Annotated in this window: 25 protein-coding genes; 10 read left to right on the top strand and 15 right to left on the bottom strand. The window is 72.4% G+C overall.

Annotation, left to right across the window (positions count from 1 at the left end):
* The first annotated feature begins 277 nt into the window (after positions 1 to 277).
* The 8 genes from ACZ6S6_RS23625 (at position 278) to metX (ending at position 7,794) form a co-directional block, all read left to right on the top strand.
* A complete protein-coding gene (locus tag ACZ6S6_RS23625; protein ID WP_362959151.1) occupies positions 278 to 1,150 on the top strand; it encodes an RNA polymerase sigma factor SigF in 873 nt (290 codons plus the stop codon).
* 101 nt (positions 1,151 to 1,251) lie between these two features.
* Positions 1,252 to 2,142, top strand: coding sequence for a TetR/AcrR family transcriptional regulator (locus tag ACZ6S6_RS23630; RefSeq protein ID WP_362959049.1), 891 nt, complete (start codon positions 1,252 to 1,254; stop codon positions 2,140 to 2,142).
* Positions 2,143 to 2,256: 114 nt separating this feature from the next.
* Positions 2,257 to 3,150, top strand: a complete 894-nt coding sequence (locus ACZ6S6_RS23635) for a beta-keto acid cleavage family enzyme (protein ID WP_024490438.1) — start codon at positions 2,257 to 2,259, stop codon at positions 3,148 to 3,150.
* 54 nt (positions 3,151 to 3,204) lie between these two features.
* On the top strand, positions 3,205 to 4,242 hold the full coding sequence (locus ACZ6S6_RS23640) for a 3-hydroxyacyl-CoA dehydrogenase NAD-binding domain-containing protein (RefSeq protein ID WP_362959044.1): 1,038 nt from the start codon (positions 3,205 to 3,207) through the stop codon (positions 4,240 to 4,242).
* Positions 4,239 to 4,736 (top strand): thioesterase family protein, encoded by a 498-nt coding sequence (locus ACZ6S6_RS23645; protein ID WP_469706842.1) that lies wholly within the window; start codon positions 4,239 to 4,241, stop codon positions 4,734 to 4,736. The genes ACZ6S6_RS23640 and ACZ6S6_RS23645 overlap by 4 nt, the downstream gene beginning before the upstream one ends.
* A gap of 251 nt (positions 4,737 to 4,987) precedes the next feature.
* A complete protein-coding gene (locus ACZ6S6_RS23650; protein ID WP_362959038.1) occupies positions 4,988 to 5,089 on the top strand; it encodes a putative leader peptide in 102 nt (33 codons plus the stop codon).
* A 174-nt stretch (positions 5,090 to 5,263) separates the two neighbouring features.
* Positions 5,264 to 6,625, top strand: a complete 1,362-nt coding sequence (locus tag ACZ6S6_RS23655; RefSeq protein ID WP_362959035.1) for a bifunctional o-acetylhomoserine/o-acetylserine sulfhydrylase — start codon at positions 5,264 to 5,266, stop codon at positions 6,623 to 6,625.
* The gene (metX, locus tag ACZ6S6_RS23660; RefSeq protein WP_469706905.1) at positions 6,622 to 7,794 is read left to right on the top strand and encodes a homoserine O-acetyltransferase MetX; all 1,173 of its coding nucleotides are present in this window, start codon (positions 6,622 to 6,624) and stop codon (positions 7,792 to 7,794) included. Before ACZ6S6_RS23655 ends, metX begins: the two co-directional genes overlap by 4 nt.
* A 53-nt stretch (positions 7,795 to 7,847) precedes the next feature.
* Here the strand turns inward: metX and ACZ6S6_RS23665 are convergent, their stop codons facing one another.
* The 6 genes from ACZ6S6_RS23665 to ACZ6S6_RS23690 all read right to left on the bottom strand — a co-directional run bounded on the left by ACZ6S6_RS23665 (position 7,848) and on the right by ACZ6S6_RS23690 (position 14,707).
* Positions 7,848 to 8,756 carry an NAD(P)-dependent oxidoreductase gene (locus tag ACZ6S6_RS23665; protein WP_469706843.1) on the bottom strand — a complete coding sequence of 303 codons (909 nt, stop codon included), beginning with the start codon at positions 8,754 to 8,756 and terminating at the stop codon, positions 7,848 to 7,850.
* A 55-nt stretch (positions 8,757 to 8,811) separates the two neighbouring features.
* Positions 8,812 to 9,480 carry an adenosylcobinamide amidohydrolase gene (locus tag ACZ6S6_RS23670; protein WP_469706906.1) on the bottom strand — a complete coding sequence of 223 codons (669 nt, stop codon included), beginning with the start codon at positions 9,478 to 9,480 and terminating at the stop codon, positions 8,812 to 8,814.
* Between the two features lie 108 nt (positions 9,481 to 9,588).
* Positions 9,589 to 10,890, bottom strand: a complete 1,302-nt coding sequence (locus ACZ6S6_RS23675) for an alpha/beta fold hydrolase (protein ID WP_469706844.1) — start codon at positions 10,888 to 10,890, stop codon at positions 9,589 to 9,591.
* 93 nt (positions 10,891 to 10,983) lie between these two features.
* Entirely contained in the window at positions 10,984 to 12,048 is a 1,065-nt protein-coding gene (locus ACZ6S6_RS23680; protein ID WP_362959024.1) for a 2,5-dihydroxypyridine 5,6-dioxygenase NicX family protein, read from the bottom strand.
* A gap of 74 nt (positions 12,049 to 12,122) precedes the next feature.
* Complete coding sequence (locus ACZ6S6_RS23685) at positions 12,123 to 13,790, bottom strand: OPT/YSL family transporter (RefSeq protein ID WP_469706845.1); 1,668 nt, start codon at positions 13,788 to 13,790, stop codon at positions 12,123 to 12,125.
* Between the two features lie 116 nt (positions 13,791 to 13,906).
* Positions 13,907 to 14,707, bottom strand: a complete 801-nt coding sequence (locus tag ACZ6S6_RS23690; protein ID WP_469706846.1) for an IclR family transcriptional regulator — start codon at positions 14,705 to 14,707, stop codon at positions 13,907 to 13,909.
* A gap of 406 nt (positions 14,708 to 15,113) precedes the next feature.
* On the opposite strand from ACZ6S6_RS23690, the gene ACZ6S6_RS23695 reads away from it, so the two are divergent.
* Positions 15,114 to 16,121 carry a PRC and DUF2382 domain-containing protein gene (locus ACZ6S6_RS23695; protein WP_469706847.1) on the top strand — a complete coding sequence of 336 codons (1,008 nt, stop codon included), beginning with the start codon at positions 15,114 to 15,116 and terminating at the stop codon, positions 16,119 to 16,121.
* A gap of 171 nt (positions 16,122 to 16,292) precedes the next feature.
* On the opposite strand, the gene ACZ6S6_RS23700 is transcribed toward ACZ6S6_RS23695, so the two are convergent.
* The 6 genes from ACZ6S6_RS23700 to ACZ6S6_RS23725 form a co-directional block, all read right to left on the bottom strand.
* Positions 16,293 to 17,516 (bottom strand): beta-ketoacyl-[acyl-carrier-protein] synthase family protein, encoded by a 1,224-nt coding sequence (locus tag ACZ6S6_RS23700; protein ID WP_362959013.1) that lies wholly within the window; start codon positions 17,514 to 17,516, stop codon positions 16,293 to 16,295.
* Complete coding sequence (locus tag ACZ6S6_RS23705; protein WP_362959011.1) at positions 17,513 to 17,773, bottom strand: acyl carrier protein; 261 nt, start codon at positions 17,771 to 17,773, stop codon at positions 17,513 to 17,515. Before ACZ6S6_RS23705 ends, ACZ6S6_RS23700 begins: the two co-directional genes overlap by 4 nt.
* Positions 17,774 to 18,040: 267 nt before the next feature.
* Positions 18,041 to 19,948 (bottom strand): acyl-CoA dehydrogenase family protein, encoded by a 1,908-nt coding sequence (locus ACZ6S6_RS23710; protein WP_469706848.1) that lies wholly within the window; start codon positions 19,946 to 19,948, stop codon positions 18,041 to 18,043.
* A 68-nt stretch (positions 19,949 to 20,016) separates the two neighbouring features.
* Complete coding sequence (locus ACZ6S6_RS23715; protein WP_362959006.1) at positions 20,017 to 21,258, bottom strand: beta-ketoacyl-[acyl-carrier-protein] synthase family protein; 1,242 nt, start codon at positions 21,256 to 21,258, stop codon at positions 20,017 to 20,019.
* Positions 21,259 to 21,431: 173 nt separating this feature from the next.
* Entirely contained in the window at positions 21,432 to 21,695 is a 264-nt protein-coding gene (locus ACZ6S6_RS23720) for a type B 50S ribosomal protein L31 (RefSeq protein WP_362959003.1), read from the bottom strand.
* 189 nt (positions 21,696 to 21,884) lie between these two features.
* Positions 21,885 to 22,757, bottom strand: coding sequence for an ABC transporter substrate-binding protein (locus tag ACZ6S6_RS23725; protein ID WP_362959000.1), 873 nt, complete (start codon positions 22,755 to 22,757; stop codon positions 21,885 to 21,887).
* A gap of 328 nt (positions 22,758 to 23,085) precedes the next feature.
* Here ACZ6S6_RS23725 and ACZ6S6_RS23730 point away from each other — a divergent pair, with 328 nt between their 5' ends.
* On the top strand, positions 23,086 to 23,442 hold the full coding sequence (locus tag ACZ6S6_RS23730; protein WP_362958997.1) for a YciI family protein: 357 nt from the start codon (positions 23,086 to 23,088) through the stop codon (positions 23,440 to 23,442).
* Positions 23,443 to 23,614: 172 nt separating this feature from the next.
* Here ACZ6S6_RS23730 and ACZ6S6_RS23735 read toward each other — a convergent pair whose 3' ends face one another.
* The 3 genes from ACZ6S6_RS23735 to ACZ6S6_RS23745 all read right to left on the bottom strand — a co-directional run bounded on the left by ACZ6S6_RS23735 (position 23,615) and on the right by ACZ6S6_RS23745 (position 26,758).
* Entirely contained in the window at positions 23,615 to 23,941 is a 327-nt protein-coding gene (locus ACZ6S6_RS23735) for a cupin domain-containing protein (protein WP_362958995.1), read from the bottom strand.
* 90 nt (positions 23,942 to 24,031) lie between these two features.
* Positions 24,032 to 25,657 carry a glycoside hydrolase family 13 protein gene (locus tag ACZ6S6_RS23740; RefSeq protein ID WP_362958992.1) on the bottom strand — a complete coding sequence of 542 codons (1,626 nt, stop codon included), beginning with the start codon at positions 25,655 to 25,657 and terminating at the stop codon, positions 24,032 to 24,034.
* 141 nt (positions 25,658 to 25,798) lie between these two features.
* Positions 25,799 to 26,758 (bottom strand): carbohydrate ABC transporter permease, encoded by a 960-nt coding sequence (locus ACZ6S6_RS23745; RefSeq protein ID WP_362958989.1) that lies wholly within the window; start codon positions 26,756 to 26,758, stop codon positions 25,799 to 25,801.
* Positions 26,759 to 26,768: the final 10 nt, after the last annotated feature.

A 26,768-nucleotide genomic window follows, 5' to 3' on the forward strand; every position in this document is an offset into this window, starting at 1 on the left:
CTGCTGCCGGGAGCACGGCCTTGCGCAGACATGACGAAGGATCACGTCGACTCTCGGCCATCGCCACGTTGTGACCTGATCAACTCTCACTTCCCCGCATGAGCACACTGCCTGCGGGCATACGCCTATACCTCATGGCCTACGACCAGGGGAGCGTGACGAGATGACGGCGCACACTGCGCAGACCGCCGATGCGGAACGAGCGGAGAGTGCACGGTCGACGGCGACAGGGAAGCCGGCCGCAGCAAACGTGGCGTTCATGGTGGACAGCACGGAGATGAGGGGTGTGACCGGCAGGACGACGGCCGGGGACGCTCCGGGAGCCACGGACGGACTGCCGTGGATCGAGGACGCCGGGAAGATCGCGCCCAAGGACGCGCGGGCACTGTCGAAGCTGTTCTTCGACCGGCTCCAGGTACTGGAGGAGGGCACCTCCGACCACCAGTACGCGCGCAACACGCTGATCGAGATGAACCTTTCGCTGGTCCGGTTCGCCGCGGGCCGGTTCCGCAACCGCGGCAGCGGCGACATGGAGGACATCGTCCAGGTCGGCACGATCGGGCTGATCAAGGCGATCGACCGGTTCGACCTGTCCCGCGAGGTCGAGTTCACCTCCTTCGCGGTTCCGTACATCGTCGGTGAGATCAAGCGGTTCTTCCGCGACACCACCTGGGCGGTCCACGTGCCGCGCCGGCTCCAGGAGCTGCGCGTCGACATCGCCAAGGCGAAGGAGTACCTGGCCACCGAGCTCGACCGCGATCCCACGGTCCAGGAGCTGGCCGGGCACCTCGGGATCACCGAGGACGAGGTGACCGAGGGCATCGTCGCGGCCAACGGATACACGGCAGGGTCCCTGGACATGCCGACCGACGCGACGGACACCGGCCGCAACGGCACTCCGGGACGCACCTTCGCCGACGCGCTCGGCGAGTCGGACCCCGCCATGGAGACGGTGGAGAACCTGCAGACACTGGCACCACTGCTCGGCGATCTGGACGCGCGTGAGCACCGCATCCTGGAGATGCGTTTCGGCCAGGAGCTGACGCAGTCGCAGATCGGCGTGGAGCTCGGCATCTCACAGATGCATGTGTCCCGTCTGATCAGCCGGATCCTCGGAAAGCTCCGAAACGGGATGCTTGTCGACGAATGAACTGACTGACACATCAGTCAGTACCTCAATGCGCACCCCAGCACCACATTGCTCGCATCTGATGTTGAGATCCTCTCAACATGTGGGTACGGTGGCTGACCATGCAGCACGATGAGGTGGCCGAACGGGTCCGCAAGGTGATCCGGGATGCCGGAGTGAGTCAGCGCGAGTTCGCGCGGCGGATGGTCATCGATCCGTCGAAGCTCTCGCGCTCACTCGGCGGCACCCGTCGCTTCACCACGGCCGAACTGGCCCGGGTCGCCGATATCGCGGGGGTCGACGCAGGCTGGCTGCTCGGGGCGCACGCGGAGCACGGCGCGGCGCCCTCGCAGCAGGCCGAGACCCCGCCGTCGGCCGCCCGCCCCCGGCGCGGCCGTAACGCCGCTGCCGCGCGGCCGGCGGCCGACAGCGGCAGACCGCTCCAGATCGTCCGGCAGACCGTCCGGCTGATCGCGGAGCACGGGTTCCACTCCGTGCGGGTCTCGGACATCGCCGAGGCCTGCGGGACCAGCACCGCCGCCATCCACTACCACTTCCCCGGACGGGACGAGCTGCTGGAGGCGGCGGCCCGCTGGTGCATGGACGAGGACACCGCCAGACGCGCGGCCGGGACCGCCGACACCGACCACGCCGGCGACGAACTCCGCCTGCTGATCGAGCTCCAGACGCCCTACACCACGCAGCAGCGCCGCCAGTGGAGCGTCTGGCTCGATCTCTGGGCCGAGGCGGCGCGCTCCACCGCGGTCGGTGAACTCCACGTCGAGTACTACCGGCAGTGGCGGGCCACGGTCGCCGAGGTGATACGCCGCGGCGTCGCGCAGGAGGTCTTCCGGCCGGTCGATCCGGAGGCGGCCGCGCTGAGTCTCACCGCCCTCATCGACGGGCTGGCCTCCCAGGTGCTCGCGACGACGCCCGGGGAACCGGGCACCAGCGCCGAGGACATGCACGGTGCGCTGCTCCGCTACGTGGACGCGACCCTGACCGCCGCCTGACCCCCGCCTTCCTCTCCCCACCCCCTTCCGTCTGTTTCTTTCCCCTTCGATTCATCGATTCATCGATCCCGTCAGATCACGTCAGATCCCATTCGATTCAGGAGCCGCTTCCGCATGCCCGTGAACCAGGACGTCATCATCACGTGTGCCCTCACCGGGGCCGGTGACACGGTCCGCAAGAGCCCCCATGTGCCCGTCACCCCCGAGCAGATCGCCCGCTCCGCCGTCGAGGCGGCCGGGGCCGGGGCCGCTGTCGTGCACATCCATGTCCGTGAGCCGGAGACCGGTGCCCCGTCCCGCGACCCCCGCCTGTACCGGGAGGTCGTCGAGCGGATCAAGGAGACCGGGACCGACGTCGTCATCAATCTGACCGCCGGGATGGGCGGCGATCTGGTGATCGACCCCGACGCCCCGCTGCGGCAGCTGCCGGGCACCGACCTGGTCGGCGGGCTCGAACGCCTCCCCCACGTCGAGGACCTGCTGCCGGACATCTGCACGCTGGACTGCGGCTCCCTGAACTTCGGCGACGGCAGCAATCTGTACGTCTCCACCCCCGACATGCTCCGGGCCGGGGCCCGCCGCATCCAGGAGCTGGGCGTACGGCCGGAGCTGGAGATCTTCGACACCGGGCAGCTGTGGTTCGCCAAGCAGCTCCTCGCCGAGGGGCTGCTCGACGCCCCGACCGTCTTCCAGCTCTGCATGGGTGTCCCGTGGGGGGCGCCCGCCGACCCCGGCGTGCTCCAGTCGATGGTGAACATGCTGCCCGAGGGCGCCCAGTGGGCGAGCTTCGCGCTGGGCCGGATGCAGATGCCGTGGGTGGCTCAGTCGATCCTCCTCGGTGGCCATGTCCGGGTCGGTCTTGAGGACAACCTGTATCTCGGCAAGGGCGTCAAGGCCACCAACGCCCAGTTGGTGGAGCGCGCCGTGCAGATCACCGAGTCGCTGGGCTCCCGGGTCGCCACCCCGGACGAGGCCCGGCAGCGGCTCGGGCTCAAGCCCCGCGGCTGACCGGCTCGCGCCTCACCCCGTCCCACTCCCCCACCCGTTCTGGAGAGACGCACGATGAACGCCGCACAGCCAGCCCAGCCCACGCCATCCGCACAGTCCGTTCAGCCCGCACCGGTCGCACCGGCCCCCTGCGCCCCGGAGGACGTACGCCGGGTGGCGTGCGTGGGCGCCGGAGTGATCGGTGGTGGCTGGGTCGCGCACTTCCTGGCCCGTGGTTACGACGTCACCGCCTGGGACCCGGCCCCCGACGCCGAGCAGAAGCTGCGCCGGCTGGTGACCGCCGCCTGGCCGGCACTGGAGCAGCTCGGCCTCGCCGAAGGGGCTTCGCCGGACCGGCTCACGGTCATGGCCACGCTCGAAGAGGCGGTGTCCGACGCCCAGTTCGTCCAGGAGAGCGCTCCGGAGAAGCTGGAGCTCAAGCGCGATCTGCTGGCCCGCCTCGACGCGGCCGCACCCGAGGGGGTCGTGATCGCGTCCTCGACGTCCGGCTACCCCATGAGCGATATGCAGACCCGGACCGCCGGCGCGGGACGGCTGGTCGTGGGGCACCCGTTCAACCCGCCGTATCTGATCCCGCTGGTCGAGGTGGTGGGCGGCGAGCTGACCGCACCGTCCGCGGTCGGCTGGGCGTCCCGTTTCTACGAGGTCGCCGGCAAGTCGGTCATCACGATGGAACGCGAGGTCCCCGGCTTCATCGCGAACCGCCTCCAGGAGGCGCTGTGGCGGGAGGCACTGCACATGGTCGCCAACGGCGAGGCGACCGTGGCGGAGATCGACGCGTCCATCACCGAGGGCCCGGGGCTGCGCTGGGCGTGCATGGGGCCGATGCTCACCTTCGCGCTCGCGGGCGGAGAGGGCGGCATGGCACACATGCTGGACCACTTCGGCCCCTCCCTGAAGGCTCCGTGGACGCGCCTGGAAGCCCCCGAACTGGACCGGGAGCTGTACGACGCGGTGGTACGCGGCTGCGACGAGGCGGCGGGCGGCCGCAGCATCGCCGACCTCGTCGCCGAACGCGACCGCGGCGTCATCGACGTCCTGCGCGCGACCGGCCGGCTCGCCGACCGGCGCACCGAGGGAGCGGCCGAGTGAGCGCGCTGCCGCTGCACCGGGAGACCGTGCGCCCGGAGTGGATCGACTACAACGGGCATATGAGCGAGGCGTTCTACGTACTCGTCTTCGGTTTCGCGACCGACCGGATGATGATCGAGACCGGTCTGCACTCCGAGTACCGCGAGCGCACGGGCTGTTCGCTGTACACGGTCGAGTCCCACATCCGGTATCTGCGCGACGTCTCGGAGGGCGACCGGCTCGCCGTCCGTACCCGGGTGCTGGGCGCCGACGCGAAGAAGACCCGGTTCGCCCATGAGCTGTACGTGCTCGGGCCGGACGCGCAGGAGGACGCCGAACCGGGCCCGGACGCCGAGCCCGTGGCCACCACCGAGCTGCTCGCCCTCCACGTGGACCAGCAGGCGGGACGCACCGCGCCCTTCCCCGACCAGGTACGTGAGCACCTCGTCGCGCTCACCGAGGCGGCCCCGTCCTGGGCGGGCCGCTCGATCGTCGAGGTCCCGGCGGCACGCTGAACGACGGCCGCGGGCCGCTGTTGTTGCGGCCGGATGAAATCCGGCCACGCCCCTGCCCGGACCACCGGTTCCCCCCGGTGGTCCGGGCAGTCGGCTGTTCCGTGGGCGTCCGTACAGGTCAGGCATGGTGCGGGAGCAGTGCGCCACCGGCCCGTGCCCCCTGCCCCGTACGCCTCGAACAGCCCCTGCGGACGGCTCGGCGGCGGCACCGGGCGGTTGACGCGCACCGGGCCCGCTGACACGCTCGCCGCATGCCCGCGACCGTGACACTCGTCTCGCGGCGCCACGTCGATCTGGGTCGTCTCGCATCCTCGGCGTGTAGCCGCCGCGTCCGCCGCGCCGCGCTCCGTTGAGCGGCCGAGCCGCACGGACGCCACCGCAGCGTTGACCCCCACCTCAGGCACCGCCGTGCCTCCGGCGTGCCCGCGGCCGGCCGCGCCGCCCGCAGCCCGGTCCTGACCTGCCCCGGCGGGACCGCGGCACCGGTGCCTGACCACCGCCCGCACCGAGATCCACAGAGGAACACCATGAGCCAGCCCGTAGACTCCGTCACCGCAGGGCACACCCCCGAGGGCCAGGACCGTCAGGACCCCGGTGCCGCCTGGTCGTTCGAGACCAAGCAGATTCACTCCGGGGCCGTCCCCGACCCGACGACCGGCGCCCGTGCCGTGCCGATCTACCAGACGACGTCGTTCGTCTTCCGGGACACCCAGCACGCCGCGGACCTGTTCTCGCTCGCCGAGCCCGGCAACATCTACACCCGGATCCACAACCCCACCCAGGACGTCCTGGAGCAGCGGATCGCCGCGCTGGAAGGCGGAGTCGCCGCGGTGGCCCTCGCTTCCGGCCAGGCCGCCGAGACCCTCGCCCTGCTGACGGTGGCCGGTGCCGGGGACCACATCGTGTCGTCGGCCTCGCTGTACGGAGGCACGTACAACCTGCTGCGGCACACGCTCCCCCGGTTCGGCATCGAGGTGTCGTTCGTCGACGACCCCGACGACATCGAGGCGTGGTCGGCGGCGATCCGGCCGAACACCAAGGCGCTGTTCGCGGAGACGCTGGGCAATCCGCGCGGTGACGTCCTGGACATCCGGGCGGTCGCCGACGCCGCGCACGCGGCCGGGGTGCCGCTGATCGTCGACAACACCGTGCCCACGCCGTTCCTGCTGCGTCCGATCGAGCACGGCGCGGACGTCGTCATCCACTCGGCGACCAAGTTCCTCGGCGGGCACGGCACCACCATCGGCGGTGTGGTGGTGGACGGCGGTACGTTCGACTTCGGGGCGCACGCCGAGCGGTTCCCGGACTTCAGCTCCCCCGACCCGAGCTACCACGGTCTGCGCTACTGGCCGGACCTCGGCCCCAGCGCCTTCGCGGTCAAGCTCCGGGTGCAGCTGCTGCGCGACCTCGGCCCCGCGCTCTCCCCGCACTCCGCCTTCCTGCTGCTGCAGGGTGTGGAGACGCTGAGTCTCCGCGTGGAGCGGCACACCGCGAACGCCCTGGCGCTGGCCGAATGGCTGGAGCGCCGCGACGAGGTGTCGGCCGTCCACTACGCCGGGCTCGAATCGAGCAAGTGGTACGGGGCGGGGCGCCGTTATCTGCCCCGTGGCGCCGGTGCCGTGCTCGCCTTCGAGCTGCGGGACGGGGTGGAGGCGGGAAAGCGGTTCGTGGACGCGGTCGAACTGTTCAGCCACCTCGCCAACATCGGTGACGTACGGAGTCTGATCATCCATCCGGCGTCGACCACGCACAGCCAGCTGACCGAGGAGCAGCTCGCCGCCACCGGGGCGACCGCCGGGCTGGTCCGCCTCTCCGTCGGGCTGGAGAACGTGGACGACCTCAAGGCCGATCTGGAGACGGGATTCCGGGCCGCGAAGGCGGCGTCCTGAACCGGACGGCCCCCTCGACCGCGCTCCCCCTCCCGCCGGCCACCGGAGGCCGGCGGGAGGGGGATCCGCCGGGCCGTCGCTCCTGGGTGCGCCTGGAGCGGGCGCTGCCGCTGGAGTCGGGCGTTGAGCTGCCCGGTGTGCAACTGGCGTACGAGACATGGGGGCGCCGGGCGGCCGACGGTTCCAACGCGGTCCTGGTGCTGCACGCCCTGACCGGGGACAGCCATGTGGCCGGGCCCGCGGAGCCCGGCCATCCGTCGGACGGGTGGTGGGACGCGCTGGTCGGTCCCGGCAAGGCGCTGGACACCGAGCGCTGGTTCGTCGTCGCGCCGAATGTGCTCGGTGGCTGCCAGGGCAGCACCGGTCCGTCGTCCGGGCGCCCGGACGGGGCGCGCTGGGGCGGCGGCTTCCCCCGTCTGACGGTCCGCGACCAGGTGACGGCCGAGGCGGCGCTGGCCGACGCGCTGGGCATCGGCCGGTGGGCGGCGGTGATCGGCGGGTCGATGGGCGGGATGCGGGCGCTCGAATGGGCCGTCGGCCGGCCGGAGCGCACCGGATCACTGCTGGTGCTCGCGGCGCCGGCCGCGGCCTCGGCGGAGCAGATCGCCTGGGGCTCCGTACAGATCTCCGCGATCCGCTCCGACCCCGCGTGGCGCGGCGGCCACTACCACGACGCGGCACCCGGCGAGGGCCCGCACCGGGGCCTCGGCCTCGCCCGCAGGATCGCCCACGTCACCTACCGCAGCGAGCCGGAGCTCGGCTCCCGCTTCGGTGGCGAGGCACAGCCGGGTGAGGATCCCCGCCAGGGCGGGCGGTACCGCGTCGAGTCGTATCTCGACCATCACGCGGCCAAACTGGTGCACCGTTTCGACGCGGGGAGTTACGTCACGCTGACCGAGGCGATGAACGGGCACGACGTCGGGCGCGGACGGGGCGGCACCGCGCAGGCGCTGCGCCGTGCGCGGATGCCCGCGCTGGTCGCGGGCATCGACTCCGACCGGCTCTATCCGCCCAGCCAGCAGGCGGAGCTGGCCGCGCTGCTGCCCGGCGCGGACCGGGCCCGAATCGTGGAGTCGCGGCACGGCCACGACGGGTTCCTGATCGAGACGGACCAGGTGGGTGCTCTGGTGCGCGAGTTGCTGCCGGACCGAACCGGTCCGGGCCGCTGATCCCGCCGCCCCGCGCCCACGGCGCCCGAGCGGGCCGGGGCTGTCCGGCCGGCTCAGCCGCCGTCCTGCTCCGTGGCCCGGCCCGCGTAGTAAGTAGCGATCATGTCCTCGCCGCCGTGCCCGGCCGCCTCGGCGCGCTCGAAGCGGGCGGCCGAGGCCGCGGTCAGATCCAGCCGTACGCCGGTCCGCTCGGCGGCGTCGAGGATGAGGCGGGTGTCCTTGAGTGCCGTGCTCAGGGCGAAGCTCGGGGTGAGGTCACCGGACAGCACCGCGGCGGACTTGCCGTGCAGGTAGCCGGAGTCGAGCGGGCCGCCCTTCACTGCGTCGAGGAACAGCTGCGGGTCCACGCCCAGCCCCTCGGCGAGGTTGAGGGACTCCGCCACGCCGCCCACCATGTTGATCACCCAGGTGTTGACCACGAGCTTCAGCCTGGAGGCGGCCCCCGGTTCCTCGGCGACCCAGACCGTGCGCTGTCCGATCGCGTCGAGCACGGGTCCGGCCACCTCGCGGGCGGCGGACGGTCCGGAGACGAAGACGGTCAGCGCGCCCTGTTCCGCTGGCTGCCTGGTCCCGGAGACCGGGGCGTCGAGGTAGACGAGGCCCAGGTCCGCGGCGCGTTGGGCAAGCTCGACCGAGGCGTCCGGTCCGACGGTGGAGCTCTGCAGCAGGACCTGGCCGCGGTGGACCCCGTCGGACGCGGCGGTGAGCGCGGCGGCGACGGAGGTCTTGTCGTTGAGCATGGTGAGGATGGCGTCGGCGCCGCGTACGGCCTGCGCCGCCGTGTCGGTGACGGTGGCGCCGGCCGCGGCGAGGGGCTCCGCCCTGGACCGCGTACGGTTCCAGACGCGGACCTCCAGCCCGGCCCTGAGCAGGCTCCGAGCCATTCCCGACCCCATGATTCCGGTACCGAGGACGGCGACGACCGGCCGCTGCGCGGTGGCGTCGGCTGTTGCTGCGCTCATGAGGACGATTCCCTTCGTCGGCCGCGCCCGGGTCGGCTCGCGGCGGTTCGGATGCTCAGGATTGCGGCAGCGCGCCTTCGAGTACCGCAGCGTGCACGGCTCTGGCGAGTCGCGCGCCCCAGCGCGAGCGCGGCCCGGCGAACGGTTCGCCGGGTCCGGCGTCCGGTGCGGGGGCGGCGACGCAGACGGAGTCGGTGGGGGTGCCGGAGCAGTCGAGTCCGGCATCGAGGAGGGCCTGGACCTTGGCCTCGGTGGCGGTGGCGACGGCGTTGACGAGTGCGGCGTCGGAGAGCGGCACGGGCAGGACGACGACGATGTTGACCGTGCCGGGACGCGGTGGTGCGCCGGTGTCCTCGGCCGGGGCCGCCGCCCAGCCGCGTACGCCGAGGCCGCAGGTGGCGGTCGCCGTCACGCCCTCGTCCGCGGCGACCGTGTAGGCGGTGACGTCGGCGGCGGTCATCAGTCCGGCGCCGGGCCCGGTCAGGTGCTCGGCCTCGGCGATCTCGGCGAGGTGGCGGTCGGGGTCCAGCCGCGGATAGCCGCCGGGCACCTGGGCGTTGAGGATCCAGTCGCGCGGGCCGATGCCGCCGCCGAGCACGGCGCTGCTGCACACCCGCCACCCGGGCCCCAGCCGCCACACCAGATGGTGCAGGTCCACGCCGTCCTCGTGCCGGGCCAGCAGTTCACCGCGCTGTTCGGGCAGCCGGATGCGTACGGAACGGATGAGGCACCCCTCGGTGGCGCGGCAGGCCGGCGGTCGGCCTGTGGTCCCGTCATCATATGTGCCGGGGGCGGGGCGCCCTTGAGCGGCGCCCCGCCCCCGGTGTCCGGTTCAGGCCTCGCCGCGGCCCATGGCGATCAGCCGGTCCAGCACGGCGGCGTCGGCCCTGACCCCGTCGTGGGCGTAGGCGTCGGTGACCCAGGTGCGCAGGCCGCGTACGGCGTCGGCGGTGGCCAGGGCGTGCTCGCGGTCGACGAACATGTCGTCGTGGTAGACGGCGGCGACGACGGGGACCTCGTTGGCGGCGAGCCGGTCCAGGTCGTAGAGGGCCGGCCAGTCGGTACGGGCGGCGAGCGCCTCGGCGGCGCCGCGCAGCGGGACGAGGGCGGGGTCCTCCTCGAACTGCCAGGGGTAGACCATCTCGCCGGTGAACCGGAGCGGGCCCCCGGCGGTGGCGTCGAAGGCGGGGAACTCCTGGCGGACGCGGTGCGCGGACCAGTCGGTGGCGCGGCCGCCCTGGGCGTAGATCGGCTCGTGGAGTGCGGCGTACAGCGGGCGTTCGGCGAAGGACACGGCGGCGTCCACACCGCGCAGGAAGGTGTCGGTCAGCTCCGGCCCGTCGGCGCCGTCGGTGAAGGCGGTCTCCAGGAGGTAGTGGAGCGATTCCGACTTGGACGCGGTGCCGAACGTGATGCCGAGGGTCTGGAAGCGGCGCACGGTGAGGCGTTCACCGGTCGGCATCCGGACGTCGTGGGTGTCCAGGTGTGCGGCGACGGCGTCGGCCAGGGCCTGGTCGCCCGGGTAGCGGGCGAAGTAGCGCTCGTTCTGCGTGAGGGTGCGGGCGTAGGCGGCGCGGTACACGTCGTCGGCGTGGCCGGTGAGGGCCGGCAGTCCGCCGGTGATGTAGGCCCGGGTGAGCCCTTCGGGGGCGAGGCCGAGATAGGTGAGCGTGGTGAAGCCGCCGAAGCTCTGGCCGAGCACGCTCCACGGCTGTTCGCCCTGGAGGCGGCGGCGCAGCAGTTCGGCGTCGCGGACGATCGAGTCGGCGCGGAAGTGCGCGAGGTACCCGGCGGCGGCCTCGGAGTCCGTACCGAAGCGGGCCAGGGTGCGCCGGTCGGCGGGGGTCGAGCGGCCGGTGCCGCGCTGGTCGAGCAGGACGACGCGGTACTCGCTCAGCGCGCGGCGCAGCCAGGCGCCCGCGGCGTTGGGGCGTTCGGCGCGGCCGCCGGGGCCGCCCTGGAGCCACAGGAGACGGGGCAGGTCCTCGTGCTCACGGCCCTCGGCGACGACCTCGCGGGCGAAGAGCGCGAGGGCGGGGCCCTCGGGGGTGCGGTGGTCCAGCGGCACATCGAGGGTGTGGTCGGTGCAGACCAGGCCGCCGTGGCGGTAGGTGACGGGGGCTGGGGTGGGCATGGCGCTCCTCTCACGTCGCGGAACTCGCGTCGCGGAACGGTTTCACGGGTGACGGGCGGGCCCGCACCCGGGGGTGCGGGCCCGCCCGGGAGGTCAGTAGCCTGCGACGCCCAGGTCGCGGCAGATGGCGACGAGGTCCGGGTGCACGTAGCGCCCGTTCTCCTCGATCGCGACGCCGTCGAGGTAGATGGACGGGCCGAGGACGCTGCCGTCGGTGTGGGCGGCGGAGACCCACGGTTCGCCGCCGATCCAGGCGCCCTTGGTGCCGATGCCGAGTTCGACGCAGCCGAAGACGCGCTCGTCCTCGACGATGCGGCCGGTCGGGGCGAGCACGCCGGGGTTGAAGCCGAGCGACCAGTGCGCGACGCGGAACATGTTCGGGTCGTCGAAGGACTCCATCCAGCGGCGGAAGGTGTCCGCGTCGGCGTCGCCCTCGATCTTGGTGACGACGCCCTTCTCGACGGTGCAGCGGACCGGGGAGCGCAGCAGGCCGATCTCGTCCGGCGGCCACAGGGCTCCGTCGAAGACGAGCACGCCTTCCTGGGTCTCTTCGAGGGGGTTCCAGGAGATCTGGCCGGACAGCATGACCGTCTCGCCGGGCTTCTCGGCGGGCTTGCCGCGCAGGTTGACCGGCCGGTCGCCGTTGCGGCCCACCAGGTCGGTGCCGTTGGCGGAGGTGATCCGGACCTCGTCGGCGGTCTCCAGGAGGGCGACGAGGGCCTTGCCGAGGCGTATGACGCCCTGGAAGTCGGGGCGGCCGACGGTGGCGACGAGCATCTGGACGTCCATCGCGGTGAGGTTGGTGTAGCGGCAGCCGTTCGCCATGGCGGTGCGGAACGCGTCGGAGTGCATCAGGTACGAGACGGCGAACTCGATCCACACGTCGGCGTCGGCGATGGCTCCGGCGACGGGCCGGGGCGGTTCCATGGAGGCGCCGGGCAGCGTCTCGTACCAGACGACGACGGGGTGCGCGCCGGCTGCGGCGACGGCCTGCGCGGTGGCCTCGATGACCCGGCGGTCGCTGCTCGTGTCGCCGGTGAGGACGACGTGCTCGCCGCGCTTGACGAGCATGACCTCCTCGACGAGCTTGCGGGCGGCCAGGGCGAGTTCGAAGCTGAGGTACTCGGGACGCGGTTCGAGCCTGCTGTACATGTCCATGGGGGTCTCCTTGCCGTGCGGGTGGTGCTGAGTGGTGCGGTGGTACGGGAAGTGGTTCAGGGGGCGGCGGGGCGTCAGGTCTTGAGGATCTGGGCCGAGTCGCCGAGCGAGCTGCCGGCGATCAGTCCGGCGCCCACCAGGTTGAGTTCCTCGTCGGCGGCCGGGCCGCGCAGCTTGCGGTAGCCGACCCTGACGACGAGGGCGCCGAGGACCAGCCAGCAGGCCTGCGGGGTGAGGATGAGGAGGCCGGTGGCGAGCATGACGCCCATCTGCCGGCGGGTGCCGCCGATCAGCTGGATGGCGGCGCCCGGGATGGCCCAGAGGAGCATGGTGCGGACCGCGTCCGGATCGCTGAGCCCGCTCTTGATGGTGTCGGCGTACACCTTGGCGACGGGCGGGATGAGCCCCTGCCCGAAGTACGAGCGCCAGGCGAGGGCGACGACGGCGAGGGCGACCGCGAAACCGATGAGGGCGGCCAGGAACTGCTGGCGGCGGCCCTCGCGCTCGAAGGGGTCCCAGGGGCGGTGCTCGCGCCGCAGCAGCCAGCCGGCCTTGAGGTCGTACCCCATGTCGGCGAAGGCCGGGCCGGTGGCGGAGACGTACCCCACCAGCAGTGCGAGCGGCACCGACGGGATACCTATGGCGAGGCCGAGGATGAGGAAGATCAGTGTGACGGCGAAGGACGGGAACCAGCCGGACTGCATGGCGGCGAGGCCGACGATCAGTTCGTGGACGAGTGCGGCGAAGGCGGCGAACAGCACCCAGCCGACGAGGCCGAGCGGGCTCATGTCGCCGATCAGCCCGCCGAGCACGGCGAGGATCACGGCGCCCCCGGTGAAGAGCGCGTAGCCGCGGATCAGGGAGAGCCGCAGTGCGCGTTCGTCGACGGTGTACGCGGTGCTCGGGTCCGCCTCCTCGACGGGCACGGCGCTCGGGGTCTCCTCGGCGGCCGCGGTTTGTTTGCGCTCGCGACGGCTGAGCAGCAGGTGCACGGCCTGGCCGAGTGCCACGATGCCGGCGCCGACCATGACGCCGTGCGGGATGTATCCGGCGCCCAGATCGGTGTGGAAGAGGTCCGGGCCGTACTGGCGCAGCATCAGTCCGATGCCGAACATCATCAGCGCCCAGACGTTGCCCAGGAAGGCGACCCCGGCGGCGGAGAGCGGCAGGCTGAAGAGTGTTCCGGCGAGGCCGACCGCGGTGCCGCCCGCGAGGATCAGGGCCCGGCGTCCTCCCCGGTCGCCGGCCTTGATGGTCTCTGCGGCCGCGGTGCCGGGCGGCCAGGCCGCGTCGGCGGGCAGCAGCCGGGAGCCGAAGGCGCGGTAGAGCACCCAGGCGTCCACGACGAGGCCGATGAACGCGCCCGCGAGCATCGGCCAGACCAGGTCCGTGCGCCCGAAGACGTACGGCACGGCGACGGATGTCAGCAGGGCGTTCGCGGAGGCGAAGGTGGCGGCGGAGATCGCGCTCTGGGCGAGGTTCTGCCGGTGCACGGACCGCATCCGGCGCAGGAAGCCCAGGGGGATGCGGCCGATGAGCATGGCGACGAGTGCGCCGACGACCGAGGTGTTGGCGGAGATGCCCAGCTTGGAGACCAGGTCGATGCCGATGACGGCTCCCACGGCGGAGAGCACCACCAGGATCACCAGCAGCACGGGTTCCATGACCCTGGGGTGCGACCGGGGCTCGTCGGGGGCGGACGGCGGCGGGGCAGGGTGCGGCGCGGAGACGTGGTGCGCCATGGGGCACCCCCTTCGGTTTGCAGGGCTGGGAGGCATGTTCGGGCTCTCCGCGGCAGGGCGGAGCCGGGGCGCGCGGCATTACGGGAGGCCGCGGGCGGGACGGTGGCGGGGCTGGTTCAGCCGCCGAGGGCGGCGGTGATCTCCGCCGCTCCGGCGCGTACCAGCGTCACGAGGGTGTCGGCGGCCCGGTCCACGCGGTGGGACGGGCCGATGACGGTGAGCGAGGCGGGGACGCCGTCGCCCTGGAAGACGGGGGCGGAGACCGCGGTGACGGCCTCGTCGTACTCGCCGTGGCTGATGCAGTACCCGTCGGTACGGACCTGTGCGTAGCAGGTGAGCAGGGCGTCCAGGTCGGTGATGGTGCGGTCGTTGAAGCGCGTCAGTCCGGTGGCGCCGAACATCTGCCGGATCTCGCGTTCGGGGTGGTACGCGAAGAGGGTGTGCCCGGACGCTCCGGCGTGACCGGGCATGACGGCGCCGATGATCGCCGTGTAGCGGACGGGTCCGGTGCCGTCGACGGCGGCTTCGCAGCGGTAGCTGCCGCCGTGCGGGACGTTGAGGACGATGCTCTCGCCGGTCTCGCGGAGCAGCCGGGCGAGTATCGGCCGGGTGATCGAGGACAGCACTCCGCTGTGCTCGCTGACCCTGGCCAGCCGGGACAGTGCCGGGCCGGGGCGGTAGCGGCGGCTGTTGTCGTCGCAGAGCAGGAAGCCGCGCGCGCTCAGGGTGGTGAGCAGGCGCTGGACGACCGCCTTGTCCCAGCCGTGGTGGCGGGCCAGTTCGCTGACGCCCCACTCGGGCCGCTGTTCGGTGAACGTGAGCAGGACGAGCAGGGCCCGGTCGACGGTCTGCAGCACTCCGGGGGCCTGCTGTCCGTCGCGGGCCGGGGTGGTGGTGTCCGTGCCGCGCTCAGCCATGGGCCGGGCCTCCTTCGTCCACTTCGTCCATCTGTCGGTGCGGAAATCGCAACGGCGTTGCGATTTCTGGCGAAAGGATGCTGCCACGCCCAACGGGTGTCAAGGGTTTGCCGGAAATTCACCTCGCGGCGGGAACGGCCTGCTCAGAGGCGGTCACAAAAGACCGTGCGACGGTGGCACGCCGGGCGGGCCGCGGCCGCCCGTCCCTCACTCGATTGGCCTAACCCGGCTTTACGGTCCACAGCCGCATCGCACGGGGCCTGCGCCCACGGGCCGGGTGTGCGGCACCCCGCCCCCACCGGCCGGGAAGTTGCAGCGTCCATCCGGGTGAGGCGCGATGGAATCCGGACGCGCCTTACCTGCTGGACCCACCTACAGGACGCGCCCGGGGTAGGAGGAATCGGTCATGGGAGCCGCTGACGGTTTCACGGATTCCGGAGAGCTCGACGGCCTGACGGTGTACGACACCGCGGGCGAGAAGATCGGCAACGTGGGGCGGGTGTATGTCGACGACAACACCGGCCGACCGGACTGGATCACGGTGAAGACCGGCCTGTTCGGTATGAAGGAGAGTTTCGTGCCTCTCGCCGGAGCCCGTCGCGTGGGCTCCGACCTGCACATCTCCCATCCGAAGGACCGCGTCAAGGAAGCCCCCCGGGTGGACGCGGACGCGCATCTCTCCGTCTCCGAGGAGGAGGAGCTCTACCGGCACTACGGACTGACCAGGAACACCGGCGGCAAGCTCGGCGACCGTGCCGCCGGCACCGGTACCCCGACCACGTCCGGGACCGGAACCATGGGCGCGGCCGGAGCGGGTGCGGCCGCCGGGGCAGGAGCCGGGACCATGGGCGCCAACGCCGCCGCCGAGCGCAAGGCGACGGCCGGCACCGCAGGCACGGGCAAGCACCGGGACGCCGAGACCTCCGGTACGGCCCGTCCGCTGGCCGGAGCCGGGACGGGCGCCGAACGGTCCGCCTCCGCCGACCTGAGCGGCAAGGAGGAACTCATCCGCTCCGAGGAGCAGCTGAACATCGGCACCGAGGAGTACGAGAGCGGCAAGGCCCGGCTGCACAAGTACGTCGTCACCGAGAACGTCACCCGCACCGTGCCCGTGACGCACGAAGAGGTACGCGTGGTGCGCGAGCCGCTCCAGCCCGGCGACAAGGCTGCCCGCTCGGGCATCAACGAGCAGGATGTGGAGGTCACCCTGCACGCCGAACGCGCCACGATGCGCAAGGAGACCGTGCCGGTCGAACGGGTGCGGATGGAAACGAAGAAGGTGACCGAGCAGAAGGAAGTCTCCGCGGAACTGCGCAAGGAGCAGATCGACTACGCGGACGGCATGACCAAGGACGGCAAGGACATCGGCGGCAAGGACATGGGCGGCGAGTTCGGTCAGGGACGGCGCCGCTGACCCCCGCGCACCGCGCCGTCCCAGGCGTACCGGACAGGAGCGAGGGGCGGACCCGCACCACGGGGTCCGCCCTCTCGTGTGCCGCGGGCCCCTCGGCTCAGGGCCGCCCCGGACGGAAGCGCACCGGAGCGGGCGTGGCCGGCTATGGGCCGCTCCACCGGCCCGGATTAGTTAGGGCCGCTGGAGCGCGACCACGGCGTTGTGTCCACCGAATCCGAAGGAGTGACTGACGGCGCGCCGGACCGGCAGCACCAGCGGCTGCTTGGTGACGCAGTCGATGTCGAACCCGGGCGCGGGTGCGTCCAGGTTGGCGACCGGCGGGATGATTCCGCGCTGGAGGGTGAGGATGGTCAGCCCCGCCTCGATCGCTCCGGCCGCACCCATGCAGTGGCCCAGTACGCCCTTGGGCGCGGTGACGGGCGGCCGGTGCGGGAAGACCCGGCCGATGAGGGCGGCTTCGGCCGCGTCGTTGCGCGGTGTGGCCGTGCCGTGCGCGTTGATGTGCTCGACGTCCGCGGCCTGCCAGCCCGCGTCGCGCAGCGCGGCCTCGACGGCGGCCTGGGCGAGGCGGCCGTCGGGGTGCGGGCTGGTGGGGTGGTGGGCGTCGGTGGTGGCGCCGGTGCCCGCGAGCAGCGCGCGCGGCTCGGCGCCCCGGGCCTCGGCGTCGGCCGCGCGCTCCAGCACCATGACGGCGGCGCCCTCCCCCATGACAAGCCCGGCCCGGTCGGCCGCGAAGGGCCGGCTGAGCCGGGACAGGTCCCCGTCCGCGTGGGCGGCCGCGCCGGATCTGGCGAATCCGGTCATGGCGATCGGGAAGAGGGTCGATTCGGTGGCGCCCGCGATCGCCAGATCGCACTGCCCGGTGGCGAGCAGGTCCCTGGCCACGGACAGTGCGGTGATCCCGGACGAACAGGCGGTGCAGGGCGCCAGGCTCGGGCCCGTGGCGCCCATCTCGATCGCGATCTCGGCGGCCGGCATGTTCGGGATGGTGAGCAGGATCCCGACGGGCGAGGTCGCCTCGGGTCCACGCCGTTCCAGCACCAGCGCCTGGTCGGTGAGGCCGGCGGAGCCGCCGCTGCTGGTGCCGACGACGACCGCGACCCGGCTGCCGTCCCAGCCGCCCGGGTCGAGTCCCGCGTCGGCGACCGCCTCCCGCGCGGCGAGTACGGCGAATTTGGCGTACCTGCCCATGCGGAAGGCCGTACGGCGACCGATCGCGGCGTCCAGGTCTATGCCGTCGACCGTGCAGGCGAAGTCGATCGCGCACCCTGCGAGTGCGGGGACGGTGCGGGCCGGGCTGACCCCGGCGCACACGCCGTCCCAGGTGGACTCGGTGTCGTTGCCGGCCGGGGTGATCATTCCCAGACCGGTGACGGCGATGGCGGGCGTCTTCATCGGGCGGTGCTCACCGGTGCCTCGCCGCCGGCCGACGCCCGGAGGAACTCCGTGAGCCCGGCGAGGCTGGTGTCCCTGTGCAGGCTGCTCGGGTCCAGCTCGACGCCGAGGGCCTCCCTCATGACGACGGCGAACTCGGCGACTGCCAGGGAGTCCATGTCCAGGCTGTCCATCGTGGATTCCGGGAGAATCTCGGCCACAGGCACCCTGAAGGTACGGCTGAGTACCTCGGTGATCGTGGGGTGAATCGCGCTCATGGTCTTCCTCTCCATCATGCCCGTCCGGCGGGGGTGTCCGGGGCGGTGCCTCTCACCGCCCCGACGCCGGAGTAACTGAGCAGCGTCCGTCCAGTTACGCCTTGCGGCGAACCGATTCGCCTCCGTGGCCCCCCGCCCCCGGGCACCACCGCGACAACACGGCCGCGGTGCCCCAGAAGGCCAGGAGCACGACACCGACGCCGAGCCCCTGTGCCGCCTCGGCCGCACGGCGCAGCGGCGCGGGCGCTGCCCGCTCCGGCCCGGCTCTCACCACTCGCCCCCGGCGGATGCCGGCTGCCCGCCCGTGTGCCAGGACGCCCCCGGGTCGTCGTACGCCTCGGCGTAGCGGGCTCCCGCGATGGGCCAGTCGGCGAGCAGTTCCTCCGGCAGCCCGAAGGAGGCGGCGAGGTCCGGCAGGTGGGCGGCGACGGCGGCGACGAGTTGCTCGGTGGTCTCCGTCAGCCCGTCGACCTGGCCGGCCGTGAGGTGGCCGGCGACGAGCAGGTCCCCGCTGTTGCGTTCGATCCAGCGCAGCGCGAACAGCCGGGCCAGATCGGTCAGCCGCTCGCGGGCGGGGCCCTCGGGCAGGCCCTCGACGGCCTCCGCGTAGGCGTCGGCCGCCTGCCGGTAGGCGTGCGCCTCGACACCTCGCAGCGCGGGCGCGGACCCCGCGTTCCACCGCTTCAGCGGGCCGCCGTGCGGGGCCCGTGCCATGCGTGCGCGGGAGCGGGCGAACTGGATCCGCTCCACCTGGGCCAGGAGCCGGCCGAGGTAGCGCAGATCGTCCAGGCCGCCGTCCTGCGGGCCGTCCGGGGCGCCCCCCGCCTCCAGTGGCTCCGGCACCGCGGAGATGACCATCTCGGATGCCGCCTTGACGTGGATGGCCAGGTTGTCGCCCTCGGCGGTGATGGCACCCTCCACCCCGGTGATGAGCTCGGTCATCCCGTTGTTCTCCAGCAGGCCCTGGGCGCCGCACCGTTCGCGGCATTCGACGATCACGGACCTGGCCTGCCAGGTGATCCATCCCTTGGCGACGTCGACCAGCTGCGCGGCGGCCTCGCGCTCCGGCGCCGGGCCGTGTACCGCCGCCTCCCATCGGTCCAGGGCCCGCCGGTGCAGCAGGCTCATCGCGAAGACGGTGGCCATGGCCCCGGCGAGCGGGCCGTGGTGGCTGCGGTGGGCGATCACCGCCAGCGGCGGCAACGTGCGGCCCCCGGAGACATAGCGGTGGCCGGAGTAGCGGACCGCGATGGCGAGGCTGGTCCGGGCACCGCCGACCGCACTCGCGCTCATGCAGATGCGGCCTGTGGTCACGCGGGCGATGGAGGCGAGGAATCGGCGTCGGCGGCCGGCGGTGCCGCTGCGGAACACCCCGTCCTCGCCGACCCGGCCCTGTGCGCCGCCGAGCAGCGCCTCGCGTCCCACGAATACCTGGTCGAAGGAGGTCAGGCAGTGGTCGACGGGGCTGCCCATGCGTGCCGGAAGCCTGCGGATCCGTACCCCGGGCAGGGCCCGGAGCGAGTCGGTGAGCGGCACCAGCAGCAGGAAGACCCCGCGGTCGGCTCCCCCGACGAGCAGCCGGGCGGCGACGAGCCCCGTCTTGGGGCCGCCGGCCTGGCTGGTGTTGGGCATGAACTTCTGCGCGCCCAGGTGCGGCGTGTGCAGCACGAATCCGTCCCGGGCGCGGTTGTAGGTGGCCGTCGTCTCGACCGCGGCGGCGTCGTTGCCGTGCGCCACCTCCGTACAGAGGAAGGTCCCGATGCGTCGCATCGCGAGGAAGTCCGACAGGTCGCGGGTCCGGCCGGTGTCGTGGTCCAGCAGACTGCCGAGGAAGAGGTTGTAGTGGATTCCCGCGACGGTGGCGAGTGACGGGTCCATCGGGGCGAGCCATTCGTGCAGCGCGGCCAGGGCCCGGGGGTCGGCTGCCAGCCTGGCGCCGCTGTCCAGCGCGTTGTTGAGCGCGCGCAGCCGGGCGTGGGCGAGCGCGAGCCGTTCGTCGGGGGTGGGGCCGGGCGGGGGGAATTCCGGCCTGCGGAACATGTCGGTGGCGATGATCCGCTGCCAGAAGCCGTGCTCCCGGCGGGCGTCCGCGCCGAGGAGCACCGCGGTGAGCCGGTCCGCGACCCGTTCCGTGCCGAGTTCGGTCACAGCGGTGCTGTCGATCGTTGTGGTCATACGACAGGAACGATCAGGAATCAGCCAGGACACCCGAATTTCAGCATTGGAAGCCCATTTCTTCCTGTTCAGTGTGGTGCCGGGGCCCGTTGGAAGGCGAGGGCGACATTGTGGCCCCCGAATCCGAAGGAGTGGCTGAGGGCCCGCTCGACACGCTGCCTGCGGGGTTCCTTGGTCACACAGTCGAGGCCGGACTCCGCCGGCGGCGCGTCGAGGTTGGCGATCGGCGGGACGAGGCCGTGTTCCAGGGTCAGTACGGTGGCCACCGCCTCGATCGCACCGCCCGCCGCGAGGGTGTGCCCGATGACGCCCTTCGGCGCGGTCACCGAGGGCCGGTGCGGGAAGAGCCGGGCGATCAGCGCGCTCTCCATGGCGTCGTTCAGCGGGGTGGAGGTGCCGTGTGCGTTGATGTGGTCCACGTCGGAGGCGGCCCAGCCCGCCCGGTCCAGTGCCGCCTCGACCGCCCGCTGGGCGCCCCGGCCGCCCGGGTCGGGTGCGGTGGGGTGGTGGGCATCCGTGGCGGCGCCCGTACCGGCCAGCACCGCCCGCGCCCGCCCGCCACGGGCCCGGACGTCCCCGGCCCGTTCCAGTACGAGCACGGCGGCGCCCTCGCCGAGGACGAATCCGTCGCGGTCCGCGGCGAACGGCCTCGACGCGGCCGCCGGATCACCGGTACGCACCGAGAGCGCCCCCATCCCCGCGAACGCGGTCACCACCAGCGGAGTCACCACGGACTCCGCGCCGCCCGCCACCACCACATCGCACTGCCCGCTCGTCAGCAGGTCGCGGGCGAGGCCGATCGCGGTGGCGCCCGACGCGCAGGCGGTGGCCGGGGCCAGACTCGGCCCGTGGGCGCGCAGGTCGATGGCGACCTCCCCGGCGGCCGCGTTCGGCATCATCATCGGCACGAGGAGCGGGGAGACCGCGAGCGGCCCGTCCGCGTCCAGCCTGCGGACGTTGTCGACGAGTACGGAGACACCGCCCACGCCGACGCCCAGTACGACGCCCACCCGGCCGCCGTCCCAGCGGTCCGGGCGGAGCCCGGCGTCCGCCACGGCACGGCGGGCGGCGACGAGGGCCATCTTCACGAACCGCGCCATCCGGAACACGGCGCGTCCGCCCACCGCCTCGTCCAGGTCCGGTCCGTCGGCCCGGCAGGCGAAGTCGACCGGCAGGCCGGCCAGTTCCCCGCAGTGCCGGGCCACGCCGGCCCCGGCGCACAGCCCCGCCCAGAAGGCGTGCTCATCGGCGCCCACCGGGGTCACGAGCCCCAGGCCCGTCACCACCGTCGCCGCCCCGTCCCGCACCATGCCGCGGCCCTCCCGCCCTCGTTCACACCCGCACCCGGTCGAACGGCCGGGCCCCGGTCAAGGATGCGCCCACTGGGCCGAACGGGTCACTTCCCCGTGCGGGCGCGTGCGGTCATGACGGACGGAGTCCCCGGCCCGGTGGAGCGGGGCCGGGGACTCGGGACCTGTACGGGTCAGGAGGCGTCCGCGCCTCCGTCCTCGCCGTACCTGCGCTCGAACTTGGCGACCTGGCCCTCGGAGTCGACCACCCGGGCCTTCCCGGTGTAGAAGGGGTGGCTCTCGGCGGAGATCTCCACGTCGATGACGGGGTAGCTGTTTCCGTCGTCCCAGTCGATGGTCTGCTCGCTCGATGCGGTGGACCGGGTCAGAAAGGCGTAGCCCGCCGAACGGTCACGGAAGACGACGGGACGGTAGGAAGGGTGCTTGTCCTGCTGCATGGCCTGCTCCTGGGGACGTGCGGGTACCGGCACGGGACACTCCCGGCCAGCCTCGCGAACCGCGGCGTCCCGCGCGATCGCACACGTCCGTACGGGCGCATCGGCGCACGTCTGCCGCGGTGGCGCCGTGCACCCGCTCCCTGATCCGTCCCGATCCGTCCTGATCCATCCTGATCCGGACAAAAGCCCCTACGCCTCCAGCGCGTCGGCCACCAGGGCCAGGAACCGGGCGTGGGCCCGCGCGCTGCACACCGGCTCCGGGTTCCAGGGCACCACCCGTGCGGTGCGTTCGATCGCCGCCCACGCCTCGTTCGTCCGGAGCTCGTCCAGGGGGGTGGCGTTGACCCGGATGTCGGCGAGCACGACGGCGGGGCGCAGCGCCCCGGCCTGCGCCCAGCCGACCGTGGACCAGTTCGCGCCGGGGCCCTCGGCCGGTTCCACCAGGTCGATGCCGAGCTCTGTCAGCACCCGCAGTTCGGGCCACATGCGGGGGCGGGCCAGGTGTGCCTGCTGCTGTCCGGCCGGGGACAGGGCGAGGACCCTGGTGCGGTCCGGTCCCGCGGCGAAGGTGCGCAGCCGGTCCCGGGCGGCGTCCAGTTCCCGCGCGGCCGCCGGGGGCTCCTCGGCGCCCAGCGAGCGGGCCAGCCGGGCGAAGCGGTCGCCGGTCTCCGCGAGGGTGCGTGCCTGGCCCACGTCGATGACGACGACCGGGACGTGCTCCTCCAGGTGCTTGGCCGTCTCCGGGGCGAGGCCGTAGACCTGGCCGCCGCCGTAGCTGACGGCCACCACGAGGTCGGGCTCGCCGCTCAGCAGTGTCTCGACGTCCAGCGTGGCGCCCGCGCCGGCGTAGGCGACCTCGGCCAGGGGCAGCGATCCGGTCTTCGCGGAGTCGGGCACGGCCGGGTCGTCATGACCGGAGCCGAATATCGCGGTCGGCCGTATCCCGTGGTCCCATAACGTCGCTCCGGCCTGGACGTACGCGAGCACCCGCGTCGGGCGCCGCTCGGCGGACGACAACTGTCCACGGTCGTCGGAGAACTGCCATACGGTCTGCTCGCTCACGTCACACGCCTCTCGCCACCGGCCGCTTCGCCCCGTTTCGGGGTCGTACACCTGTACCTGCCCAGCGATCCGGCGTGGCACCCCCGGCATGGCGTCGTTCTACAGGTCCGCATCGGTGCCGCGTGTCCGCCGTCCCGAGGATGTATCCGACCGCCCCGCCCGAGCCGTCGTCGATCACGAAGGCCTGCCGATCTGGGAGCGCTCCCGAAGGGCTCGGGAGAGAAAATCGTCGAACACGGCCGTGTTCCGTGTCGATCCGGACGGCAGCCGTTCGTATAGAGGGTGAGAGGCCGGTACGTCACCGGCGTCTCACCCGAGGAGGCACACCATGAAGCACTACCTGCTCAGCGTCGTCACACCGACCGACGGCGTGCCGCCCGCGCCCGCGGAGATGGAACGGATCATGCGGAACGTCGAGGGGTTCCACCGGGAGCTCCGGCAGGCCGGGGCCTGGGTCTTCGACGGCGGTCTGAGTGCGCCGGGCACGGCCACCGTCGTGCGGGCGAAGGACGGCGACACGGTGCTCACCGACGGACCGTACATCGAGGGGAAGGAGTATCTCGGCGGGCTCAGCATCATCAAGGCCCCCGATCTGGACGCCGGGCTCGACTGGGGCCGCAAGGCCGCGCTGGCGATCGGGCTCCCCATCGAGGTCCGCCCGTTCGAGGGTGAAGTGGAGGCCTGATGCCGGGCTCGCCGGGGCGGTCCGCCCCGAGCGGCGGACCGGACGAGCCGGCCCCGCCCGTCCGGGAGATCGCACGGCGAGTTCGGGCGACCGGCTGGTGCGCGAGGATCTCTGTGCGGAGGCGATTCGCCTGGGCCGGCTGCTGACTGCGGTCAACGGCTGACCGGGGCTGTCAGTCGTTGACCGCTGTCAGCAGCACCACGGCGTCCTCCAGCGCGAGCAGTCCGTGCCGCTCCTGCGGGATGGGGTGCAGCCGTCCGGGTGCCAGTTCCACATCGCCGGAGGCGGCCGTGAGCCGGACCGTGCCGCGCAGCACCTGGAGAGAGGCGGCGGGCGGGGCGTTGTGCTCGTCGAGCGCGGAGCCCGAGGTCAGCGCGATGACGGTCTGCCGCAGCGGATCCTCGTGGAGCAGGAGGTGGGCGCTGCGGCCGTGCGGGGAAGTGCGGGCTGCGGCCAGGTGCTCGTCGGCGAGGGCATTCAGATCATTCGGAGCGTCCATATGCCCTACTGTGCCGCAGCCCTCGTTCCCCCGCGATCCTGCCCATGGGCCCCGCCGGGCCCATGGGCAGGTGCGTCCGGTGTCCGGAGGTCAGGCCCGCAGCCACACCGCGGTGTCCTGCGGGAGCCTGCCCGCCCCGTCGAGCGGGCCGCTGGCCAGCAGCACCGCGGTGTGGCGGGGCAGCTCGGCCGCCTCGGCGGCCAGGTTGACCACGCAGACGAGCCCGTCGGTCCGGGCGAAGGAGAGCACTCCGGGCGCCGCGTCCAGCCAGGTCAGCCGGCGGATCCCGGGCTCTCCCGCCGTCCCGAACCCCGGTTCGCCGCGGCGCAGCCGCAGCGCCTCGCGGTACAGGGTGAGCATCGACTCCGGATCGTCGCTCTGCAGGTCGGCGGCGTAGGAGGACCAGTCGGCCGGCTGCGGGAGCCAGGGTTCGGCGGTGGCGCCGAATCCGGCGTACGGTCCCTGCGCCGACCAGGGCAGTGGTACCCGGCAGCCGTCGCGTCCGGGGTCGGTGCCGCCCTTGCGGAAGTGCATCGGGTCCTGGATGCGGTCCAGCGGGATGTCCACCTCCGGGAGGCCGAGTTCCTCGCCCTGGTAGAGGTAGGCCGCGCCCGGCAGGGCCAGCGAGAGCAGGGCGGCGGCGCGGGCACGGCGGGTGCCGAGGGCCAGGTCCGTGGGCGTGCCGAAGGTCTTCGCGTCGAAGTCGAAGCCGGTCTCGGCGCGGCCGTAGCGGGTGACGGTGCGGGTGACGTCGTGGTTGCACAGGACCCAGGTGGCGGGGGCGCCGACGGAGGCGTGCTCGGCGAGCGTGTCCTCGATGGCGGTCCGCAGCAGTCCGGCGTCCCAGGGGCAGGCCAGGAAGTTGAAGTTGAAAGCGGTGTGCAGTTCGTCGGGGCGCAGGTAGCGGGCGAACCGTTCGGTGTCGGGGAGCCAGACCTCGCCGACGAAGACGCCGCCGTACTCGTCGGCGATGGCGCGCCAGGAGCGGTAGACGGCGTGCAGTTCGTCGCGGTCGACGAAGGGGTGCGGGTCGCTGCCGGCGACGAAGTCGGGCAGTGCGGGGTCCTTGGCGAGCAGGGCCGCGGAGTCGATCCGTACGCCCGAGACGCCGCGTTCGAACCAGAAGCGCAGCACCTCCTCGTGTTCCTGGCGGACCGCCGGGTGCGCCCAGTTGAGGTCGGGCTGCTGGGTGGCGAAGAGGTGGAGGTACCACTCGCCGTCGTCCAGCCGGGTCCAGGGGGTGCCGCCGAATTCGGAGACCCAGTCGTTGGGCGGTGTCGCACCGTCCGGGCCGCGCCCCTTGCGGAAGTGGAAGAGGTCGCGTTCGGGGCTGCCGGAACCGGCTTCGAGGGCTGCCCGGAACCAGGCGTGCTGGTCGGAGACGTGGTTGGGCACGATGTCGATGATGGTGCGGATGCCGAGTTCGCGGGCTTCGGCGATCAGTTTCTCCGCCTCGGCCAGGGTCCCGAACGCGGGGTCGATGGTGCGGTAGTCGGCCACGTCGTAGCCGCCGTCGGCGAGCGGCGAAAGGTACCAGGGCGTGAACCAGAGTGCGTCCACGCCGAGTTCAACGAGGTAGGGCAGCCTGGCCCGTACCCCCGCGAGGTCGCCGGTGCCGTCACCGTCGCCATCGGCGAAGCTGCGTACATAGATCTGGTAGATGGCGGCGTCGCGCCACCAGTTCGCGGTGGCCTCGGACGGACGGTTGGCTGCCACGTGACGTTCCTTTCGGGCAGGTGGTACTCCGCCGCCGGCCCGCGTGCGGGGCAGGACGGTCGAGCCGGCGGCGGAGTGCTGAGGGGAGGGCGGCTGTGCGGGGTGTCCCCGGGCGGGGGCGGGCTCGGTCCTGAGGACCGCTCAGCCCTTGAGGCCACCCGCGGTCAGACCGCTCATGATGTTGCGCTGGAAGATCAGGAAGATGAGCAGCGTCGGGATGGACGCGATGGTGAGCGCGGCGATGAGTACGTTCTCCGGAACTCCGTTGGCCAGCGAGTAGATGCCCACGTTCAGGGTCTGCTTGCTCGGGTCGGGCAGGGTGAGCATGGGCCAGAGGAAGTCCTTCCACACCCCGACGACGGCGAAGATGGAGACGACGCCGAGGATCGGCCGGGAGATCGGCAGGACCACCGAGCGCAGGGTGCGCAGGGGGGATGCTCCGTCGATGGCGGCGGCGTCCAGGAGTTCTCTCGGGATGGAGTCGAAGAACCGCTTCAGCAGGAAGATGTTGAAGGCGTTGGTGACGGACGGGAGCCAGATCACCCACGGCGAGTTCAGCAGGTTGCGCTGGAAGATCGGCACGTCCAGGACGGTCAGGTACTGGGGTACGACCAGGACGGTGGCCGGGATCATCAGGGTGGCCAGCATCATGCCGAGGATGACCTTGCCGAACACCGGCCGCAGCTTGGACAGCGAGTAGGCGGCGGCGACGTCGAAGATCAGCTGGAAGGCGAGCGCGCCGAAGGCGTAGTACAGGGTGTTGAAGAGCAGCTTGGACAGGTCCATCACGGACCAGGCCCGGCTGTAGTTCTCCGTGTGGATCGAGCTGGGGAACGCCGTGGGCGGGCTCTGCACCACTTCCTGCGTGGTCTTGAGGCCGCCGGTGACCATCCAGTACAGCGGTCCGAGGAAGACCATCGTGAACAGGAGGATCACCGCGGCGAAGATGATCCAGTAGACGGCCTTGCCGCGTCCCCTGCCGAGCTGGGCCGGCGAGATCAGGGTGCGCTGGCGCGCGACGTCGGCGGGGCGCCGGTCCTTGCGCCGTGCGGCCTTGCGTACATCGCTCCCGCGCCGGGAGACAAGCGTGTTCGATGCCATGGTCGTGCTC

This window comes from Streptomyces sp. NPDC048671, from assembly GCF_055587045.1.